The following is a 14,195-nucleotide window of genomic DNA, read 5'->3' as shown; positions in this document are numbered from 1 at the left end:
TTACTTCTGGAACCATTTGTTGTAGATGGTTTCGTAAGTGCCATCTTTCTTCACTTTTTCCAGCGCAGTGTTGAGTTTCTGCTGCAGCTCAGTGTTGCCCTGACGTACCGCGATGCCGAGGCCAGTGCCGAAGTAATCTTTATCGGTCACTTTGTCGCCCACCGCCGCCAGTTTCGGGTTATCTTTCAGCCACTCAGTGACCACTGCGGTGTCACCGAAGACGCCGTCGATACGCCCGTTTTGCAGATCCAGTTTTGCGTTCTGGTAGCTGTCATACGGAACGGTAGTGATTTCCGGGTGCTTATCCATAATGAATTTCTGGTGTGTCGTCCCGTTCTGTACGCCGACTTTTTTGCCTTTCAGCTGATCAACACTGGTGTATTTGCCTTGCTGACCCACAAACAGGGCAGAGTTGTCATAGTACGGGGTGGTAAACAGCACCTGCTTTTCACGCTCCGGAGTGATATCCATGCCCGCCATCACGGCTTCTACGCGACGGAATTTCAGGCTTGGGATCAGGCTGTCAAACGCCTGGTTAGAGAAAGTGCAGGTTGCATCAATCTCTTTACACAGCGCTTGTGCCAGGTCGACGTCAAAACCAACGATCTGGTTGTTTGCATCAATCGATTCAAACGGAGGATAGGATGCTTCGGTAGCAAAACGAATGGTTTCGGCAGCTGTGGCGGAAAGACTAAAACCTGCAATTAACGCGGCAATCAGAACTTTTTTCATTGTTGTTATCCCGAATCTTAGTGAGAGAGATAGTTTTTAAATGCTTCGGTTTGCGGCTCGGTAAAGCAGCTCGCGTCGCCTTGTTCTACGATATGACCATTTTCCATATACACCACTCGGCTGGCGGTTTTACGCGCCACTTCAACTTCGTGGGTGACGATCACCTGGGTAATATTCGTTTCTGCCAGCTCACGAATGATGCTGACGATTTGTGCCGTAATTTCCGGGTCCAGTGCGGCGGTCGGTTCATCGAACAGCAGTACCTGCGGTTCCATCATCAACGCACGGGCAATAGCAACACGCTGCTGCTGACCACCAGAAAGATGCAGCGGGTAACGATCGCTATAAGGTTTGAGACGCAGACGTTCCAGCAGTTTTTCTGCACGGGCCAGCGCCTGATCTTTACTCAACCCCAGTACACGGCAGGGCGCTTCAATCAGGTTTTGCTGCACGGTCAGATGCGGCCACAGGTTGTATTGCTGAAACACCATGCCAACGTTACGACGCAAATCGCGAATCGCTTTGTCAGAGGGTGTTTTGGTGAAATCGAAATGGTTGCCTGCAATGTTGAGCGTACCGGAGCGCGGCATCTCAAGCAGATTGAGTACACGCAGCAGCGAGCTTTTACCCGCGCCGCTGGGGCCAAGTAACACCAGCGTTTCGCCCTGTGGGCAATCCAGCGTGATATCGAACAGCGCCTGATGCGCGCCGTAGAAGCAATTAATGCCGTTTAATTGAATACTCATTGACACTCGTATACTGGCAGTCTGATAGCTATTGAGGTCGAAGATAGTACCTTTGACAGAATAATTATGCAATATTTCTGCTTTAAAAGTTAAAAGCAAAGCGCATTATTCAATAAACATAGCACAAAATAACGGGGGCGGTGGTCGGCGAGCATAAATGTCGCATTCCTCACGAAATGCCGGACAATTTACGGGGTTTATTGGTTGATCAAGGTGTTAGCGATTCTCGATGGACTGACGGAGCGTACCCGCCGTGGCATGAACGCTGCCGCCTAAGTAGCGTACATCGTCGATCACCCAACACTGGCCTTCCTGAATCATTAACACTTCATCCTGCCAGCTCTGATCACCCTGTTTTAGATCCACACGCAGAGGAATATTTCGCGCATCACGATTCGGGATTGTTGAGGCACTGGCAACACGGGCGCTCTCTGGCAAGGTTGTGCGACTGGAGAATGGATCGTTGGTCAGTAGTTCCCGATGGTTATTATCCCGGGAGGCATCGCTAAGCAGTGTCGCCAGTTTGTCGCTCAGATAAGGGCGCAAGGCGGTGATGTCGTTGCTGCGGTGCAAAATGCGGTAGTCATAAAATTGCTGGGCCACGTTACCCGGGCCTCCTTCAACGCAAGGACCACTGCGTGTGCCGTTATCTTTATAAGCTGGAGTGACTGTGGTGCAGGCACTGAGGAGCAGTGCGCAGGGGATAAGCATTGTCAATTTGCTGTAGCGCATAATGATTTCCTTATAAGCGATCGCTCTGAAAGCGTTCTACGATAATAATGATATCCTTTCAATAATAGCGTATCAGTCTGATAATGCTTTTGAGATCGAAGGCTTAGCAAACAAGGAGATCGATCATGCAATTTTCTACAACCCCAACTCTGGAAGGCCAGACCATCGTTGAATATTGCGGTGTGGTGACCGGCGAAGCGATTTTAGGTGCCAATATTTTCCGTGATTTCTTTGCCGGTATCCGCGATATCGTTGGCGGACGTTCCGGTGCGTATGAAAAAGAACTGCGTAAAGCACGGGAGATCGCCTTTGAGGAATTAGGCTCCCAGGCGCGGGCGCTGGGGGCCGATGCCGTCGTCGGTATTGATATCGACTACGAAACGGTCGGGCAAAACGGCAGTATGCTGATGGTTAGCGTCAGCGGTACGGCGGTGAAAACGCGTCGATGAGAAGAGTCTTCTGGCTGGTCGCTGCCGCTCTGTTATTGGCAGGGTGTGCAGGCGAAAAAGGCATTGTCGAGAAAGAGGGATATCAGCTTGATACCCGACGCCAGGCGCAGGCGGCGTATCCGCGCATTAAAGTGCTGGTGATCCACTACACCGCAGATGATTTTGATAGCTCGCTGGCGACACTGACCGATAAGCAGGTCAGCTCGCATTATCTGGTCCCTGCGGTACCACCGCGATACAACGGTAAACCGCGCATCTGGCAACTGGTGCCGGAACAAGAACTGGCCTGGCATGCGGGGATTAGCGCCTGGCGCGGGGCAACGCGCCTTAACGACACCTCTATTGGCATTGAGCTGGAAAACCGTGGCTGGCAAAAATCGGCCGGAGTGAAATATTTTGCCCCGTTTGAACCGGCACAGATTCAGGCGCTTATTCCACTGGCGAAAGATATTATTGCCCGTTATCACATCAAGCCGGAAAACGTAGTGGCACATGCGGATATCGCACCGCAGCGCAAAGACGATCCGGGGCCATTATTTCCCTGGCAGCAACTGGCGCAGCAGGGGATTGGTGCCTGGCCGGATGCGCAGCGGGTTAACTTTTACCTTGCCGGGCGCGCGCCGCACACACCGGTAGATACCGCGTCATTGCTGGAGCTTTTGGCGCGCTACGGTTATGACGTTAAACCTGATATGACACCGCGCGAGCAGCGGCGCGTGATTATGGCATTCCAGATGCATTTCCGCCCGACGTTATATAACGGCGAAGCGGATGCAGAAACTCAGGCGATTGCCGAAGCATTGCTGGAGAAATACGGGCAGGATTAGCGCGGCAGTTTTCCGTGGTCGCGTAGCCAGGCGGCAGTTTTCTCGATACCTTCATCCAGGGTGATGACCGGCTGATAACCTAACTCTTCCTGCGCACGCGTAATATCCAGCGTAAAGTCAAAATTCAACTTGGAGACGCCGTAGTGGGTCAGCGGCGGCTCTTTTGCTGACTTGCGGCCTAAACGCTCCATGCTGCGGGCGATCATATCCAGCATCGGGTAGGGGACGGAACGAATACGACAGTCAATATTCAACTCGTCGATCAGCTTCTGCACGATGCTGCACAGTGTGCGATGCTCGCCGTTGGTGATGTTGTACACACGCCCGGAAGGTAGCTTATCGCAGGCTTCCTGGCTTGCCAGCCACATTGCGTGCACGGCATTTTCATAGTAGGTCATATCGACCAGCGCACTGCCGCCATGCGGTAACAGAATACTGCCGTAGTGGTGCATCATATGCGCCAGACGGGGAATAAAGACTTTATCGTGCGGTCCGAACAGACTTTGTGGGCGCAGAATAGTAAAGCGCGTTTGTGGATTCGCCTGCGAAAACATATTGATCACTTCTTCGCTGGCTGCTTTGCTGCGGGCAAACTCGTTGGCGAAGCGGTGAGGGCGAAAATCTTCTTTAATATCGCGATGGTGGTGATAATCGAAGTACAGGGAGGGGGAAGAGATATGAATAAAGTTACGCACACCCCAGGCGACAGCCCATTCACCCAGGCGGCGAGTGGCGCGAACGTTAGCCAGATCGAAAGCCTGTTGTGTCCCCCAGGGTGAGGTAAAGCTGGAGCAGTGCCACAGCGTATCAATGCCCGCGAGCATCACTTTAGCTTGTGATGAAACCAGCTCGGTCAGATCCGCCGGAACAAACTCTGCGCCCATTTTTTCCAGCAATTTGCCCATTGCCTCGTTGCGACCGGTCGCTCGCACGCTGATGCCTTTCTGGCATAAAAACTCTACCGCGTTTCGACCTAAGCCGCTGGTGGCGCCGGTAACCAGTACCTTCATATCAATCCACTGTTGTTGAGAAAATAACGTGCGCATTCTTCCGTGATTTCCCCCATGATGCAATGGGAAACATGAAAGAATAACGCAGGTTTTGTCGATTAATCTGTGCTTTGTTCTGCCAGTCTGGCGATTTGTTTTGCCATTCCGCGAAAAATAAACAGATGCGCGGGGATCATCAATAACCAGTAAAACAGCCCCGGCATACCGTGCGGATGCCAGAAAGCGCGGACATCGATAGTACGATAGTCGCCTTTATCTTCCAGGCTAAAACACAGTCGTCCCAGCCCCGGCGCTTTCATGCCAAATAACAACGTAAGTTGTTTTTCCGGTTCAACGACAATCACTTTCCAGCTATCTACCGCATCGCCAGTCTGTAAATATTCGCGCTCCGGGCGGCCTTTCGCCAGCTTATGACCGATCGCGCGGTCCATCAACGCCCGTGTCTGCCACAAAATATTGCCAAAGAAATAACGCTCTTTACCGCCGATTTGGTTCACTACCTGCCATAAAGCAGCAAGGCTGGCGGACGTTTTAACGGTAAACCCCGCCTGTTTGGCAAAATAACCGTACTCCGGTCGCCAGCGGGCAAAGGCCTGAGCGTCGTAGCCCCAGTCGCTGGAGTTGACCAGTTTTTCCTCCTCTTTCAACGTGCTACGTACCGCGTCATCGAAAGCGATCAGCCGTTGTGGGATGAGTGCACGTAGCGCGGTATCATCCGCCAGCAGATCGTGTTTCAGCCCCTGAATCAACGCCCTGGCGGTGGTGGGCGGTACGGAAGTAATCACATTGAGAAACCACACCGAAATCCAGCGGGTGGGGAGGGGGATGGGGATCAACCAGCGGCGCTTACCGCTCACCGCCATAAAATGTTCAAACTGTTGCTGATAACTGAGCACCTCTGGTCCGGCGGCTTCGAAGATGCGGTGTTCGCTGGCCGGATGATCTAACAACGCCACCAGATAGTGCAGCAAGTTTTCCAGCGCGATGGGCGTGGTGCGTGAACGTACCCAGCGTGGCGGCGTTAACACTGGCAGGTTGTAGACCATATCGCGCATGACTTCGAACGCCGCTGAACCTGCGCCAACGATAATTCCGGCCCGAAGTTCGGTCACAGGTACATTCGCTTCACGAAGAATGTCCGCCGTAGCCTGACGAGCACGCAGATGATCCGACTGCTCATGTGGCGGGGCCTGCAACGAACTGAGAAAGATTAATTGCTTAACTGGTACTTCACGTAGCGCATCGCGGACGTTGAGAGCCACCTGGCGCTCCTGAGCGATAAAATCGCCGCCTTCGCCCATGCTGTGCACCAGAAAATAGACGGTATCGATATCCTGCAACAGGGCCGGAAGGTTATCCGGCCAGCTGAGATCGACTTTATGGCAACTGACGTTTGCCAGTTGCAGCTTTGCAAGCCTGTCGACATGACGTGCCGCCGCCAGGATCTGATGCCCTTGCTGGCTGAGTGTGCGCACCAGATGCTGACCAATGTAGCCACTGGCACCGAGAACTAAAATGCGTTGCGGCACGTCTCTCTCCTTAACGCGCCAGGAATGCGCGCCAGTGGGCGGCGACTTCCGCCAGTTGTTCGCGCGAGACGTCAAGATGCGTCACCAGGCGGACAATCGGCGAGGCGTTAATCAGCACGTTTCTCACTTTCATGTATTCGCCTAACGCGGCAGCATTTTCTTCCCCGACGCGAACAAACAGCATATTAGTGTCCTGACGCATCACATCCGCGCCTGCTTCACGCAGTTGCTCCGCCATCCAGGCGCGTTGTCGTGATCTTCCTGCAACCGTGCGACGTTATTTTTCAGGGCATACATCCCGGCGGCAGCCAGAATCCCGGACTGACGCATCCCGCCACCGGCCATTTTCCGCCAGCGGATGGCACGTTTAATGTAATCACGATTACCGACGAGTAATGAACCGACTGGCGTCCCAAGACCTTTCGACAGGCAAATGGTGAACGAATCACAATATTGCGTGATCTCTTTCAGTTCGCAGCCGTAAGCCACCACGGCATTAAAGATGCGCGCACCGTCAACATGCAGCGCCAGATTGCGCTCGCGGGTAAATTCCCATGCTTCTTTCAGGTATTCACGCGGCAGCACTTTGCCGTTGTGGGTGTTTTCCAGACTGAGTAATTTGGTGCGGGCGAAATGGATATCGTCGGGTTTGATTTTCATCGCCACTTTATCCAGCGGTAGCGTGCCGTCGGCAGCCGCGTCGATGGGGTGCGGCTGAATACTGCCCAGCACCGCTGCGCCACCGGCTTCAAACAGATAGTTATGCGCGGCCTGACCGACAATATACTCTTCGCCACGTTCGCAGTGACTGAGCAGAGCGACCAGGTTGGCCTGAGTGCCGGTAGGCAGAAAAATGGCGGCTTCTTTACCGGAAAGCTCTGCTGCATAGTCCTGCAGAGCATTAACGGTAGGGTCGTCTCCGTAAACGTCGTCCCCAACCGGGGCGGCCATCATCGCTTCGAGCATGGCGCGGCTCGGTCGGGTAACGGTATCACTGCGTAAATCAATCATGGCATGTCCTTATTATGACGGGAAATGCCACCCTTTTTACCTTAGCCAGTTCGTTTTCGCCAGTTCGATCACTTCATCGCCGCGTCCGCTGATGATTGCGCGCAACATATACAAGCTAAATCCTTTGGCCTGTTCGAGTTTGATCTGCGGTGGAATGGCTAACTCTTCTTTGGCGACCACCACATCCACCAGCACCGGACCGTCGATGGAGAAGGCGCGTTGCAGGGCTTCATCAACTTCAGACGCTTTTTCTACACGGATACCCGTAATGCCGCACGCTTCGGCAATGCGGGCAAAGTTTGTGTCGTGTAGTTCGGTGCCGTCAGTCAAATAGCCACCAGCTTTCATCTCCATCGCCACAAAGCCCAGCACGCTGTTGTTAAAGACGACAATTTTCACTGGCAGTTTCATCTGCACTACTGAGAGGAAATCGCCCATCAACATGCTAAAACCGCCATCGCCGCACATGGCGACCACCTGACGTTCTGGCTCTGTCGCCTGCGCACCCAGCGCCTGCGGCATGGCGTTAGCCATCGAACCGTGGTTAAACGAACCTAACAGGCGACGCTTGCCGTTCATTTTTAGATAACGTGCCGCCCACACCGTTGGCGTACCAACGTCACAGGTGAAAATAGCGTCATCGGCGGCAAAATGACTAATTTGCTGCGCCAGATATTGCGGGTGAATGGCTTTCTCGCTCGGTTTAGCTAAATCGTCCAGCCCTTTGCGGGCGTCGCGGTAATCTTCCAGCGCTTTATCCAGAAACTTGCGATCGGCTTTTTCTTCCACCAATGGAAGCAATGCACGCAGAGTCGACTTGATATCGCCGACCAGTGCCATATCCACCTTGCTGTGAGCGCCGATGCTGGCTGGGTTGATATCAATCTGAATGATTTTGGCATCGGTCGGGTAGAAGGCGCGGTAGGGAAATTGCGTGCCGAGTAGCACTAACGTGTCGGCGTTCATCATGGTATGGAAACCTGACGAGAAGCCGATTAACCCGGTCATTCCAACATCATACGGATTATCGTATTCGACATGTTCTTTACCGCGCAGGGCATGAACAATAGGCGCTTTAATTTTCCCGGCAAACTCAACTAACTCTTTATGCGCCCCCGCGCAGCCGCTGCCACACATCAGGGCGATATTGCTGGAATAACGCAGCAGTTGCGCCAGTTTGCGTAACTCTTCTTCTTCCGGCGTCACGACTGGTTGTGGCGCATGATACCAGTGCGTGGTTGCCCCTTCTGGCGCAGGTTTTAACGCCACGTCGCCTGGTAACACGACAACCGAAACGCCACGGTTAAGCACCGCTTTGCGCATGGCAATCGCCAGTACTTGTGGGATCTGCTCCGGGCTGGAAACCAGCTCGCAATAGTGACTACATTCGCGGAATAGCTCTTGTGGGTGGGTTTCCTGGAAATAGCCGCTGCCAATTTCGCTGGAGGGAATATGAGCGGCAATCGCCAGTACCGGAACGTGATTGCGGTGGCAATCAAACAGGCCGTTGATTAAGTGCAGGTTGCCGGGGCCGCACGATCCGGCGCAGACCGCCAGTTCTCCGCTAAGTTGTGCTTCAGCGCCAGCGGCAAAGGCCGCCACTTCTTCGTGGCGGGTGGACATCCACTCGATGGTGCCCATGCGATTAAGACTGTCACTAAGACCATTCAGAGAGTCGCCTGTGACTCCCCAGATGCGTTTCACCCCTGCCGATTCGAGTGTTTTGGCGATATAAGCTGCAACCGTTTGTTTCATGGTTCTCCATCTCCTGAATGTGATAACGGTAACAAGTTTAGTTCATCTGACGGAGGGGGAAGGGATGGGAGAGAAAGGAGGCACTAACGGTTAAATAGCCCGATGAAAGGAATATCATCGGGCATAAGGCGATTATGCGAGAACCAAATCCCCCTGCGGATGGCAGGAGCAGGCCAGTACGTAACCTTCAGCGATTTCGGCGTCGGTCAGCGTCATTGTACTGCTCACCGTATATTCACCGGAAACCACTTTTGTCTTACAGCAGCCGCAAACACCCGCACGGCAGGCAGCGACAACCGGAACGTTATTGCTTTCCAGCGCCTCCAGTAGCGTGGTGCCAACCGGGGCGTAAAATTCTCGTGCCGGTTGCAGTTTGGTGAATTTCAGACCGCTGGTCGCCGCTTCTGCTACTGGGGTGAAGAATTTCTCTTTAAAGAAACGCGTCACGCCGAGCGCTTTCACTTCCTGCTCTACCCAATCCATATACGGAGCCGGGCCGCAGGTCATCACGGTACGTGAAGCTAAGTCAGGTACACCTGCCAGCAGTTCGCGAGTGAGACGACCAGCGATAAAGCCTTCGGTAACGTTATTTTCTGCCACCAGCGTTACCGGATAGTTACGCCACTCATCGGCGAAAATAACATCCTGCGGCGTACGCACGTTGTAGATCACCCGCACATCGGCCTGTGGACGGTTCTTCGCAAGCCAGCGACGCATCGACATAATCGGCGTGACGCCGCAGCCTGCCGCCAGCAACAGGAATTTATCTTCTGCTTTATCGTCGCAGGTAAATTCCCCCATCGCGTCCGAAAGCCAGAGATAATCACCGCGTTTTACATCGCGCGTCAGCCACTGGGAGCCGACACCGTCATCAATCCGCCGCACGGTCAGGGTGATATATTCACTCACGCCTGGCGTGGAGGAAATGGTGTAAGCACGCAGCGTTTCCGCTGAGTTTCGCACGCTGACCAGTGCATATTGCCCGGCGCGATATGGGTAGTAATCGTGGCAAATCAGGGAAATCGTCCACACATCCGGCGTTTCTTGCGTAATGTGATGAACCTGCATCCGCCACGGGCATTGATTCGTTGGCATCGTCATCGACAAACTCCTTACGCGCTCAACAGTTGCTTCATGTCTTCTTCAACAGTGGTGATAGAACGCAGGCCGAATTTCTCGTTCAGCACCGCCAGCAGGTCTGGTGTCAGGAAACCAGGTGCAGTCGGGCCGGTGACGATATTTTTCACGCCCAGAGAAAGCAGCGTCAGCAGAATGACGATCGCTTTCTGTTCAAACCAGGAGAGCACCAGCGACAGCGGCAGATCGTTCACACCACAGCCCAGTTTCTCTGCCAGAGTGACAGCCAGAATAATCGCTGAGTAAGCATCGTTACATTGACCTGCATCTACCAGACGGGGCAGACCTTCGATATCGCCAAACTCAAGTTTGTTAAAGCGATATTTACCACAGGCGAGGGTCAGGATCAGGCAGTCATCCGGCACGATGGTGGCGAAATCGGTGAAGTAGTGGCGCTCGCCGCGTGCGCCGTCACAGCCACCAAGCAGGAAGATATGACGCAGTTTTTCACGGCTCACCAGATCAATCAGCGTATCAGCAGCGCCAAGCAGCGTCTGGCGACCAAAACCCACGGTGATAAGGTGCGGAATTTCGCTGTACGGGAAGCCTGCCATCTGTTGCGCTTGGGTGATAACCGCAGAGAAATCATCACCGTCCAGATGACGCACGCCAGGCCAGCCAACAATGCTGCGGGTCCAGATACGATCGTCATAAGCGCTTACGGTTGGGTCGATGATGCAGTTCGAGGTCATCACGATGGGGCCAGGGAAACGAGCGAACTCCACTTGCTGATTCTGCCAGCCGCTGCCGTAGTTACCGACCAGATGCTTGAATTTACGCAGCTCCGGGTAGCCATGCGCAGGCAGCATTTCGCCGTGGGTGTAGACATTAACGCCCGTGCCTTCGGTCTGTTCCAGCAGGTTGTAGAGATCTTTGAGATCGTGACCGGAAATCAGAATGCATTTACCCGCCGTCGCTTTGACGTTGACCTGGGTTGGCGTCGGGTGACCGTATTTACCGGTTTCGCCTGCATCCAGAATGCTCATCACTTTGAAGTTCATCTGGCCGATTTCCATTGAACACTCAAGAAGCGCGTTCATATCGGCAGGCCAGGTCCCCAGCCACGCCATGATTTTATGGTACTGGGCATAAATATCGTTGTCGTATTGACCGAGAACATGCGCGTGTTCCATATAGGCCGCCGCACCTTTCAGGCCATACAGGCACAGCAGACGCAGGCCGAGAATGTTTTCGCCAATCGCCGCTTTATCTTTGTTAGGGGTAAATTCTGCTGCCTGACGTTGCAGCTCGCCGAGATCATCGCTCACCAGTTGCAGGTCAGCCATCGGGTTATCGACGCGCGCGTTGGCATCTACAGCCAGGCATTGTGCTTTCAGCGCCTCGCGCAAGGCAATCGCTTCACGAGCGTAGCCGACAATACGCGGAGAATCGAAGTTAACGTTGGTCAGGGTTGAGAAAAAGGCACGTGGCGCGAAGCTGTCAACATCGTGGTTGATGATGCCGTATTCACGCGCTTTTACCGCCCAGGCAGAAAGCCCTTGCAGCGCCGCGATGAGTAAATCCTGAAGGTCAGAAGTTTCCGCCGTTTTACCACACATCCCCTGCGCGTATGAGCAGCCGTTTCCTGCCGGAGTACGGATAGTTTGTTCACATTGCACACAAAACATGATCACACCTTTTAAAGTTATATTTAATATACATGTTTAAGGTTAAGACGCTTAACGCGGGGATAAAAGGGATTTTTCATGCAACTTTAAGGGAGATTGATTTAGCGCAATTTTGGCGGCAGGGATCTACCGCCAGAGAGGTATTACGCAGAGAAAAAGGCGATGAGGATCGGCACTAACAGGCTAAGAATAAAACCGTGAACAATTGCCGCCGGGACCATATCCAGCCCGCCAGTACGTTGAAGAACGGGTAGGGTGAAATCCATTGATGTGGCACCGCATAAGCCCAGTGCAGTAGAGCAGCTGCGGCGAATCAGCCCAGGGATCAACATAATAGCAATCAGTTCACGGGCCAGATCATTAAAAAACGCCGCGCTCCCGATTACCGGACCAAAAGATTCGGTCAATAAAATACCGGAAAGAGAATACCAGCCGAAACCGGAGGCCATTGCCAGCGCGGTATTGATGGGGAGATCAAGAATAAAGGCGTTAATTAAACCACCAATTAATGAACTGACAACCACCACCACGGCGACAATCATTCCCCGGCGATTAAGGACAATCTGCTTTAAGGTCATGCCATTATTGCGCAACTGAATACCAACGAGGAAAAGTAGCAAAATTAACGTGTATTCACTGGCTTCGGTCGCGTGTTGTAAGAAAGCCAGTCCACTCAGACCAATGGCAAAACCAATCACTACTACGCCGCACAGTTTTAGCGACTCCAGCGCCATCGCAATACGCGACGGGAGTTTTTCTTGCTGATGGTGGTTGCGCCACGGCAGGCCTCGCTCCAGCCACATCAGGGCGGCAATATTACACAGTAAAATAACGGTAATACTGACGGCAGAATAATGCAGAATCGCCAACAGGTTACTGGCGAGGTTATCGAGAAACGCCAGACTGATACCCATAAAAAAGAGAATAAGGTAAACCATCCAGCTTAATAGCTGATTAATAACTTTTAACGCAGCTTGTTGGCGAAGCGGAATGAGGTAACCCACAATCAGGGGAACCAGAATGATTAACAGCCCAGAAAACATGAAAACCCAGTCCTTGCAAAGATGAAGTCGAAATGCGCGATGACACACTACTGAAAGCGGAAGGACGAGTAAAGTTGCAATTAAAAGGAAATGTTATGCATAAGGGCAGTAGAGTATTCGTTTTCATTTAAAGATATTCTTGCGCTTTAATTACAAACTGCACCGATGTTGGTGGCGTCAAAATCGCCGAGGCGTTCCCTGAAGGCCGGGGCAGCCCACATGGATGTGGGCTGAGGGCGCGTTTTACAGGGATGTTACCTCGCGCCCGACCCGGTAGCCGTAAGGGATAAGTCGAGGGCACCGCGCAGCGGCGATTTTGTTCGCCAGAGCCCGGGGGGCAGGGGGCGGCGGCGATTGGCCGCCCCCTGCGCGCTCCTTGCGCCAGTGGCAATATGTGGCTTAGCTCATGAAAGGAGCGCAACAAGATGATGAATCAACATATAACAACATCTTAAAAAAGGCCTGACATTACGCCAGGCCTTCTGCGTTAATTAATCACGCTTTTCCAGCAGGGTCCGGTAAATCAGACCACCGATAATGCCGCCGACAATTGGCACCACCCAGAAGAACCACAGTTGTTCTAATGCCCAGCCGCCCTGGAAGATAGCAACCGCGGTGCTGCGCGCCGGGTTAACAGAAGTGTTAGTCACCGGAATACTAATTAAGTGAATCAGGGTTAAGGCCAGACCAATAGCGATCGGCGCAAAACCTGCTGGCGCGAATTTGGCGGTTGCGCCGTGGATCACCAACAGGAAACCTGCACTCAATACCAGTTCAACTACCAGCGCGGAAAGCATGGAATAACCGCCTGGTGAATGCTCGCCATAACCGTTAGAAGCAAAACCGCTGGCTGCCGCGTCAAAACCCGTTTTACCACTGGCAATTAAATACAGCAGCGCCGCTGCAACAATACCGCCGACAACCTGGGCAATTACGTAGCCAACGACTTCTTTTGCCGGAAAACGTCCGCCAGCCCATAAACCAATAGTGACCGCCGGGTTAAAATGACCACCAGAAATATGACCAACAGCAAAGGCCATCGTCAGAACGGTCAGACCGAACGCCAACGCCACGCCGGCAAAACCAATGCCTAATTCCGGGAAGCCTGCGGCCAGTACAGCACTACCACAGCCACCAAAAACAAGCCAGAAAGTACCAAAACATTCAGCTGCTAATTTTCTGAACATATCCACCTCAATTAAAAATTGACCCTGTGAAAAATATGGTCGTTTTATAGGGTCGTCGTAAAAAAATGACGACGGAAATAATGCGCGGCTATTTTAAAAACGAAGGCGAGTCATTCACCAGATAAATAAATCCAGTAAATTTGATTGGTGATGCTGCCAACTTACTGATTTAGTGTATGATGGTGTTTTTGAGGTGCTCCAGTGGCTTCTGTTTCTATCAGCTGTCCCTCCTGTTCAGCTACTGACGGGGTGGTGCGTAACGGCAAAAGCACTGCCGGACATCAGCGCTATCTCTGCTCTCACTGCCGTAAAACATGGCAACTGCAGTTCACTTACACCGCTTCTCAACCCGGTACGCACCAGAAAATTATTGATATGGCCATGAATGGCGTTGGATGCCGGGCAACTG

The 14,195-nt window shown here is 52.8% G+C and carries 13 protein-coding genes and 1 pseudogene; 3 read left to right on the top strand and 11 right to left on the bottom strand.

The window, feature by feature from the left end:
* The 3 genes from artI to BFF42_RS06460 form a co-directional block, all read right to left on the bottom strand.
* Positions 1-732, bottom strand: coding sequence for an arginine ABC transporter substrate-binding protein ArtI (gene artI, locus BFF42_RS06470; protein ID WP_000756569.1), 732 nt, complete (start codon positions 730-732; stop codon positions 1-3).
* Between the two features lie 17 nt (positions 733-749).
* On the bottom strand, positions 750-1,478 hold the full coding sequence (gene artP / locus BFF42_RS06465; RefSeq protein WP_000027205.1) for an arginine ABC transporter ATP-binding protein ArtP: 729 nt from the start codon (positions 1,476-1,478) through the stop codon (positions 750-752).
* A gap of 216 nt (positions 1,479-1,694) precedes the next feature.
* A complete protein-coding gene (locus tag BFF42_RS06460) occupies positions 1,695-2,210 on the bottom strand; it encodes a lipoprotein (RefSeq protein ID WP_001270744.1) in 516 nt (171 codons plus the stop codon).
* 125 nt (positions 2,211-2,335) lie between these two features.
* On the opposite strand from BFF42_RS06460, the gene BFF42_RS06455 reads away from it, so the two are divergent.
* Together BFF42_RS06455 and amiD are read left to right on the top strand one after the other, a co-directional pair.
* A complete protein-coding gene (locus BFF42_RS06455) occupies positions 2,336-2,659 on the top strand; it encodes a heavy metal-binding domain-containing protein (protein WP_001160737.1) in 324 nt (107 codons plus the stop codon).
* On the top strand, positions 2,656-3,486 hold the full coding sequence (gene amiD / locus BFF42_RS06450) for an N-acetylmuramoyl-L-alanine amidase AmiD (RefSeq protein ID WP_001255167.1): 831 nt from the start codon (positions 2,656-2,658) through the stop codon (positions 3,484-3,486). The genes BFF42_RS06455 and amiD overlap by 4 nt, the downstream gene beginning before the upstream one ends.
* Here amiD and BFF42_RS06445 read toward each other — a convergent pair.
* From BFF42_RS06445 to aqpZ, 8 genes and pseudogenes are all read right to left on the bottom strand, one after another.
* Positions 3,483-4,496, bottom strand: a complete 1,014-nt coding sequence (locus BFF42_RS06445; RefSeq protein WP_005135189.1) for an NAD-dependent epimerase/dehydratase family protein — start codon at positions 4,494-4,496, stop codon at positions 3,483-3,485. The two genes, amiD and BFF42_RS06445, sit on opposite strands and share 4 nt — an antisense overlap.
* Before the next feature lie 98 nt (positions 4,497-4,594).
* A complete protein-coding gene (locus BFF42_RS06440; RefSeq protein WP_001136554.1) occupies positions 4,595-6,025 on the bottom strand; it encodes an SDR family oxidoreductase in 1,431 nt (476 codons plus the stop codon).
* Between the two features lie 10 nt (positions 6,026-6,035).
* Positions 6,036-7,036, bottom strand: a pseudogene (gene ltaE, locus BFF42_RS06435) (low-specificity L-threonine aldolase).
* A 36-nt stretch (positions 7,037-7,072) separates the two neighbouring features.
* Positions 7,073-8,791, bottom strand: coding sequence for a ubiquinone-dependent pyruvate dehydrogenase (poxB, locus tag BFF42_RS06430; RefSeq protein ID WP_000815362.1), 1,719 nt, complete (start codon positions 8,789-8,791; stop codon positions 7,073-7,075).
* A 132-nt stretch (positions 8,792-8,923) separates the two neighbouring features.
* Complete coding sequence (gene hcr, locus BFF42_RS06425) at positions 8,924-9,892, bottom strand: NADH oxidoreductase (protein WP_000178677.1); 969 nt, start codon at positions 9,890-9,892, stop codon at positions 8,924-8,926.
* 11 nt (positions 9,893-9,903) lie between these two features.
* Positions 9,904-11,556, bottom strand: coding sequence for a hydroxylamine reductase (gene hcp / locus BFF42_RS06420; protein WP_000458822.1), 1,653 nt, complete (start codon positions 11,554-11,556; stop codon positions 9,904-9,906).
* 143 nt (positions 11,557-11,699) lie between these two features.
* Positions 11,700-12,599, bottom strand: coding sequence for an L-lysine exporter LysO (lysO, locus tag BFF42_RS06415; protein ID WP_012421264.1), 900 nt, complete (start codon positions 12,597-12,599; stop codon positions 11,700-11,702).
* 491 nt (positions 12,600-13,090) lie between these two features.
* Positions 13,091-13,786 carry an aquaporin Z gene (gene aqpZ, locus BFF42_RS06410; protein ID WP_004982384.1) on the bottom strand — a complete coding sequence of 232 codons (696 nt, stop codon included), beginning with the start codon at positions 13,784-13,786 and terminating at the stop codon, positions 13,091-13,093.
* A 201-nt stretch (positions 13,787-13,987) separates the two neighbouring features.
* Between aqpZ and BFF42_RS06405 the strand changes: the two genes are divergently transcribed.
* A partial coding sequence (locus BFF42_RS06405; protein ID WP_000179203.1) for an IS1 family transposase occupies positions 13,988-14,195 on the top strand: 208 nt, incomplete at its 3' end.

The sequence above is a fragment of the Shigella sp. FC1661 genome, from assembly GCF_001712525.1.
In the GTDB taxonomy this organism is placed as follows: Bacteria; Pseudomonadota; Gammaproteobacteria; order Enterobacterales; family Enterobacteriaceae; genus Escherichia; species Escherichia coli.
This window is presented reverse-complemented; position numbering and strand designations above follow the sequence as displayed.

What these genes read in the sequence shown, in the direction of transcription:
- artI (WP_000756569.1), bottom strand. Translation starts at nt 732, where the DNA reads ATGAAAAAAGTTCTGATTGCCGCGTTAATTGCAGGTTTTAGTCTTTCC.
- artP (WP_000027205.1), bottom strand. Translation starts at nt 1,478, where the DNA reads ATGAGTATTCAATTAAACGGCATTAATTGCTTCTACGGCGCGCATCAG.
- BFF42_RS06460 (WP_001270744.1), bottom strand. Translation starts at nt 2,210, where the DNA reads ATGCGCTACAGCAAATTGACAATGCTTATCCCCTGCGCACTGCTCCTC.
- BFF42_RS06455 (WP_001160737.1), top strand. Translation starts at nt 2,336, where the DNA reads ATGCAATTTTCTACAACCCCAACTCTGGAAGGCCAGACCATCGTTGAA.
- amiD (WP_001255167.1), top strand. Translation starts at nt 2,656, where the DNA reads ATGAGAAGAGTCTTCTGGCTGGTCGCTGCCGCTCTGTTATTGGCAGGG.
- BFF42_RS06445 (WP_005135189.1), bottom strand. Translation starts at nt 4,496, where the DNA reads ATGAAGGTACTGGTTACCGGCGCCACCAGCGGCTTAGGTCGAAACGCG.
- poxB (WP_000815362.1), bottom strand. Translation starts at nt 8,791, where the DNA reads ATGAAACAAACGGTTGCAGCTTATATCGCCAAAACACTCGAATCGGCA.
- hcr (WP_000178677.1), bottom strand. Translation starts at nt 9,892, where the DNA reads ATGACGATGCCAACGAATCAATGCCCGTGGCGGATGCAGGTTCATCAC.
- hcp (WP_000458822.1), bottom strand. Translation starts at nt 11,556, where the DNA reads ATGTTTTGTGTGCAATGTGAACAAACTATCCGTACTCCGGCAGGAAAC.
- lysO (WP_012421264.1), bottom strand. Translation starts at nt 12,599, where the DNA reads ATGTTTTCTGGGCTGTTAATCATTCTGGTTCCCCTGATTGTGGGTTAC.
- aqpZ (WP_004982384.1), bottom strand. Translation starts at nt 13,786, where the DNA reads ATGTTCAGAAAATTAGCAGCTGAATGTTTTGGTACTTTCTGGCTTGTT.